The sequence below is a fragment of the Lacinutrix venerupis genome, assembly GCF_003663945.1.
GTDB lineage: Bacteria > Bacteroidota > Bacteroidia > Flavobacteriales > Flavobacteriaceae > Lacinutrix > Lacinutrix venerupis.
Genome location: NZ_RCCH01000013.1, coordinates 1 through 5705 on the forward strand (window position 1 = coordinate 1; position 5705 = coordinate 5705).

Below are 5705 nucleotides of genomic sequence, written 5' to 3' on the forward strand. Positions count from 1 at the left end.
TTTTCCCATTAAAAATCGTGTATATATAATAAGGACAAATAGTAGAATAAAATTTTAAAAAAAACAGAGTGTATAATGTGTTGATTAGAAGCTTTTAAGAGTGTTTGTAAAAATAAAAATAAAAAAAGATTAAATAAAAGCTTGCGTAAGAGAAAATAGGTTGTATATTTGCAGCCGCTTAGCGCTATAGCCACAGAGGTAAAAGCAAAAGCAACGTTCATAAACAGGGTTAAAAAAAAATAAATAAAAAAAGTTTCAAAAAAGCTTTTTATATTAAAAAAAGGTTGTATGTTTGCAGCCGCAAAAAACGCCAACGTTTTGAGCAAAAAAGTTCAGTGATATTTTAATGTTTTAATAGTTTAAATGAGAATAAAAATTTTCAAAAAAAAATTAAAAAAACATTGCACAGAATAAAAAAGGGTTTTACATTTGCAGCCCGCTAATAAGTCAACGAATTAGCAAATCAAAAATAGAGAATAAAAGTTCATAAACATATTGAATTGACAGCGTAAGTTTTTAACTGGAAACGGTTAGAGACAAACAAGAGAATAAACCATTCGAGTACTAATTAATTTCTTTGGTTGTTAAGCATATTAGTGGAAACACTTAAAAATTTAACGATGAAGAGTTTGATCCTGGCTCAGGATGAACGCTAGCGGCAGGCCTAACACATGCAAGTCGAGGGGTAACAGAGGAGCTTGCTTCTGCTGACGACCGGCGCACGGGTGCGTAACGCGTATAGAATCTACCTTGTACTGAGGAATAGCCTTTGGAAACGAAGATTAATGCCTCATGGTATATCGGTTCGGCATCGAGTTGATATTAAAGATTACGGTATAAGATGACTATGCGTTCTATTAGCTAGATGGTGTGGTAACGGCACACCATGGCGACGATAGATAGGGGCCCTGAGAGGGGGATCCCCCACACTGGTACTGAGACACGGACCAGACTCCTACGGGAGGCAGCAGTGAGGAATATTGGACAATGGAGGCAACTCTGATCCAGCCATGCCGCGTGCAGGAAGACTGCCCTATGGGTTGTAAACTGCTTTTATACAGGAAGAAACACCTCTACGTGTAGAGACTTGACGGTACTGTAAGAATAAGGATCGGCTAACTCCGTGCCAGCAGCCGCGGTAATACGGAGGATCCAAGCGTTATCCGGAATCATTGGGTTTAAAGGGTCCGTAGGTGGATAATTAAGTCAGAGGTGAAATCCTGCAGCTCAACTGTAGAATTGCCTTTGATACTGGTTATCTTGAGTTATTATGAAGTAGTTAGAATATGTAGTGTAGCGGTGAAATGCATAGATATTACATAGAATACCAATTGCGAAGGCAGATTACTAATAATCAACTGACACTGATGGACGAAAGCGTGGGGAGCGAACAGGATTAGATACCCTGGTAGTCCACGCCGTAAACGATGGTCACTAGCTGTTCGAACTTCGGTTTGAGTGGCTAAGCGAAAGTGATAAGTGACCCACCTGGGGAGTACGTTCGCAAGAATGAAACTCAAAGGAATTGACGGGGGCCCGCACAAGCGGTGGAGCATGTGGTTTAATTCGATGATACGCGAGGAACCTTACCAGGGCTTAAATGTAAATTGACAGGTTTAGAGATAGACTTTTCTTCGGACAATTTACAAGGTGCTGCATGGTTGTCGTCAGCTCGTGCCGTGAGGTGTCAGGTTAAGTCCTATAACGAGCGCAACCCCTGTTGTTAGTTGCCAGCGAGTCATGTCGGGAACTCTAACAAGACTGCCGGTGCAAACCGTGAGGAAGGTGGGGATGACGTCAAATCATCACGGCCCTTACGTCCTGGGCTACACACGTGCTACAATGGTAGGGACAGAGAGCAGCCACTGCGCGAGCAGGAGCGAATCTATAAACCCTATCACAGTTCGGATCGGAGTCTGCAACTCGACTCCGTGAAGCTGGAATCGCTAGTAATCGCATATCAGCCATGATGCGGTGAATACGTTCCCGGGCCTTGTACACACCGCCCGTCAAGCCATGGAAGCTGGGAGTGCCTGAAGTCCGTCACCGTAAGGAGCGGCCTAGGGTAAAATCGGTAACTAGGGCTAAGTCGTAACAAGGTAGCCGTACCGGAAGGTGCGGCTGGAACACCTCCTTTCTAGAGAAAGACGACCGAATAAATTTAAAATAAAGGAAAAAATTGTTTATTCTCCTGCTGTTAATTTAAAATAAACTTATAGTAGAGTCTCATAGCTCAGCTGGTTAGAGCGCTACACTGATAATGTAGAGGTCGGCAGTTCGAGTCTGCCTGAGACTACTAACTACTATAAAAAAAGGAAATTCTAGAAGTTGTCAATTCTAAATATTTAAGTTCTGAATGCAATATTCGGAATTTTAAATGGGGGATTAGCTCAGCTGGCTAGAGCGCCTGCCTTGCACGCAGGAGGTCATCGGTTCGACTCCGATATTCTCCACAATCAACATGAATTTGTTGAAAACGTTCATTGACATATTGAAAAAAGATACATGAAAATAAAGATTTGAGATTTATCTCAATGATTTAAATAATATTAAATACTAATAGTTAGTTACGAGCTGCTATTAGTAATGTAACTCATTAAAAAAGCAAATAGTACAATAAGCTAAATAAGAGCGTATGGGGAATGCCTAGGCTCTCAGAGGCGATGAAGGACGTGATAAGCTGCGAAAAGCTACGGGGATTGGCACATACAAATTGATCCGTAGATATCCGAATGGGGCAACCCAGCATGTTGAAGACATGTTACACCGTAAGGTGAGCAAACCCGGAGAACTGAAACATCTAAGTACCCGGAGGAGAAGAAAACAAAAGTGATTCCGTTAGTAGTGGCGAGCGAACGCGGATTAGCCCAAACCAGTAATGTTACGGCATTGCTGGGGTTGTAGGACTGCAATATTTGAGCTGTAATGAATTAGAATAGTTTGGAAAAACTAACCAGAGAGGGTGATAGTCCCGTATAAGTAAAGAGCAGTAAGATAGCAGTATCCTGAGTAGTGCGGGACACGAGTAATCCTGTATGAATCAGTCGGGACCATCCGATAAGGCTAAATACTCCTGAGAGACCGATAGTGAACTAGTACCGTGAGGGAAAGGTGAAAAGAACCCTGAATAAGGGAGTGAAATAGATCCTGAAACCATACGCTTACAAGCGGTCGGAGCCCTTTGGGGTGACGGCGTGCCTTTTGCATAATGAGCCTACGAGTTACCGTTGCTAGCAAGGTTAAGTGATTAAGTCACGGATCCGTAGCGAAAGCGAGTCTGAATAGGGCGCTTTAGTTAGTAGTGGTAGACGCGAAACCGTGTGATCTACCCATGGGCAGGTTGAAGCTGTAGTAACATACAGTGGAGGACCGAACCGGTTGACGTTGAAAAGTCTTCGGATGACCTGTGGGTAGGGGTGAAAGGCCAATCAAACTCGGAAATAGCTCGTACTCCCCGAAATGCATTTAGGTGCAGCGTTGATTTATAGTTTTATAGAGGTAGAGCTACTGATTGGATGCGGGGGCTTCACCGCCTACCAATTCCTGACAAACTCCGAATGCTATAAAATGTTAATCAGCAGTGAGGGCATGGGTGCTAAGGTCCATGTCCGAGAGGGAAAGAACCCAGACCATCAGCTAAGGTCCCCAAATATATGTTAAGTTGAATAAACGAGGTTGAACTGCTTTGACAGCTAGGATGTTGGCTTGGAAGCAGCCATTCATTTAAAGAGTGCGTAACAGCTCACTAGTCGAGCGGTTCGGCATGGATAATAATCGGGCATAAACATATTACCGAAGCTATGGACTTGTAAAAGTGGTAGGGGAGCATTGTAGTGGCGTTGAAGGTGTGCTGTGAGGCATGCTGGAGTAGCTACAAAAGAAAATGTAGGCATAAGTAACGATAATGCGGGCGAGAAACCCGCACTCCGAAAGACTAAGGTTTCCTCAGCTATGCTAATCAGCTGAGGGTTAGTCGGGACCTAACGCGAACCCGAAAGGGGTAGTGGATGGACAACAGGTTAATATTCCTGTACCTGCTCATATTAAAAGTGACGGAGGCGAATAGTTAGTGCGCACAGACGGAATTGTGCGTTGAAGAGAGTGGTAACACCTCGATAGTACACTAAGACTACGGTCGCGGTGATAATCTAGCGAATCGACTTCCAAGAAAAGCGAATGAAGCAGCCCGTACCCTAAACCGACACAGGTAGTTGGGATGAGAATTCTAAGGAGCTCGAGAGATTCATGGCTAAGGAACTAGGCAAAATAGACCTGTAACTTCGGGAGAAAGGTCGCCATCCTTCGGGATGGCCACAGTGAAAAGGTCCAGGCGACTGTTTATCAAAAACACAGGGCTATGCTAAATTGAAAGATGACGTATATGGCCTGACACCTGCCCGGTGCTGGAAGGTTAAGTGGAGTTGTTAGCTTCGGCGAAGCAATCAAATGAAGCCCCAGTAAACGGCGGCCGTAACTATAACGGTCCTAAGGTAGCGAAATTCCTTGTCGGGTAAGTTCCGACCTGCACGAATGGTGCAACGATCTGGACACTGTCTCAGCCATGAGCTCGGTGAAATTGTAGTATCGGTGAAGATGCCGATTACCCGCTGTGGGACGAAAAGACCCCGTGAACCTTTACTATAGTTTAGTATTGGCTTTGGATAAGTAATGTGTAGGATAGGTGGGAGACTTTGAAGCAGCATCGCTAGGTGTTGTGGAGTCATTGTTGAAATACCACCCTTTGCTTATCTAGAGTCTAACCCACAAAGTGGGAACAGTGCTTGATGGGTAGTTTGACTGGGGTGGTCGCCTCCAAAAGAGTAACGGAGGCTTCTAAAGGTTCCCTCAGCACGCTTGGTAACCGTGCGTAGAGTGCAATGGCATAAGGGAGCTTGACTGAGAGACCTACAAGTCGATCAGGTACGAAAGTAGAGCATAGTGATCCGGTGGTTCCGCATGGAAGGGCCATCGCTCAAAGGATAAAAGGTACTCCGGGGATAACAGGCTGATCTCCCCCAAGAGCTCACATCGACGGGGGGGTTTGGCACCTCGATGTCGGCTCGTCACATCCTGGGGCTGGAGAAGGTCCCAAGGGTTGGGCTGTTCGCCCATTAAAGTGGCACGCGAGCTGGGTTCAGAACGTCGTGAGACAGTTCGGTCTCTATCTACAGTGGGCGTTAGAAATTTGAGTGGATCTGACTCTAGTACGAGAGGACCGAGTTGGACTAACCTCTGGTGTATCTGTTGTTCCGCCAGGAGCACTGCAGAGTAGCTACGTTGGGAAGGGATAAGCGCTGAAAGCATATAAGCGCGAAACCCACCACAAGATGAGATTTCTTTAAAGGGTCGTGGGAGATTACCACGTTGATAGGTCATAGGTGTAAAGGCAGTAATGTCATAGCCGAGTGATACTAATAACCCATAGGCTTATTGTACGCCTGTTTTTTTACTAAGTACTATATATTATTTATTTTCAAGTTGATACACATTTTAAGTGTACTTTTTTCAATATGTTATTTTATACGGTTAAGTAGTTGATAAAATCACTACATACACCGAAAGATTTAAGGTGATTATTGCGATAGGGCTCACCTCTTACCATTCCGAACAGAGAAGTTAAGCCTATTTGCGCCGATGGTACTACATTTGTGGGAGAGTAGGTCGTCGCCTTTTTTAGAAAGTCCTAAACATTTATTTGTTTAGGA

Annotated in this window: 2 tRNA genes and 3 rRNA genes; all 5 read left to right on the plus strand. The window is 44.4% G+C overall.

The annotated features are described in order from the left end of the window. The first annotated feature begins 617 nt into the window (after positions 1-617). Positions 618-2137: ribosomal RNA gene (locus CLV86_RS14080) — 16S ribosomal RNA — on the plus strand. 85 nt (positions 2138-2222) lie between these two features. Then, positions 2223-2296: transfer RNA gene (locus CLV86_RS14085), tRNA-Ile, on the plus strand. Between the two features lie 83 nt (positions 2297-2379). Next, positions 2380-2453: transfer RNA gene (locus CLV86_RS14090), tRNA-Ala, on the plus strand. A gap of 161 nt (positions 2454-2614) precedes the next feature. Then, positions 2615-5435: ribosomal RNA gene (locus CLV86_RS14095) — 23S ribosomal RNA — on the plus strand. A gap of 130 nt (positions 5436-5565) precedes the next feature. Further along, a 5S ribosomal RNA gene (gene rrf, locus CLV86_RS14100) occupies positions 5566-5673 on the plus strand. Together the 16S, 23S and 5S rRNA genes with 2 tRNA genes alongside form the textbook arrangement of a ribosomal RNA operon. Positions 5674-5705 lie beyond the last annotated feature (32 nt).